Genomic DNA, 491 nt, shown 5'->3' with positions numbered 1-491 from the left:
TCACCCATGACGCCCACCGGCTGTCCACCGGGATACCGTTCATCGCTGTCAACACGGCTCTCGAAGTGGATCTCGACGCGCAGGTCAACGTGGAAGGCACCGCGGCATCAACTCTCGGCGGCATCGGCGGGCACCCCGACTTCGCCGCCGGCGCGGCCCGTTCCGACGGGCTATCCGTGATCGCCGTCCCGACCCGGCATGCCAGGAGGTACACCCTGGTCGACCGGCTCAGCCGGCCGACGAGCACGCCGGCCCACGACGTCGACGTCGTGGTGACCGAGCAGGGGGCGGCTGATCTCCGCGGCCTCGACCGGGCCGAACGCCGCAACGCGCTGCTCAGACTGTGGGGACGCCAACCGTGAAACCGCAGGTAGAAATACCACCGGTGAGGCAGTCATGGCCGGTAACACCATCGGCAAGGGAACCATGAAAGTGAGTACCGTGAGTCAGAGCACCGCGGGTGAGCGCACAGCGGGTGGACGCACAGCGGG

At 68.0% G+C, this 491-nt stretch carries 1 protein-coding gene; it reads left to right on the top strand.

The genetic code is table 11. The features are described 5' to 3' along the window. On the top strand, positions 1-362 hold a 362-nt coding region (locus U9980_RS18145), incomplete at its 5' end, for an acetyl-CoA hydrolase/transferase C-terminal domain-containing protein (protein WP_322769010.1). Positions 363-491 lie beyond the last annotated feature (129 nt).

Source organism: Protofrankia sp. Cr1, assembly GCF_963555865.1.
Lineage (GTDB): Bacteria > Actinomycetota > Actinomycetes > Frankiales > Frankiaceae > Protofrankia.
Note: the sequence above shows the minus strand (reverse complement) of the source record. Positions and strands in the feature narration are given on the sequence as shown.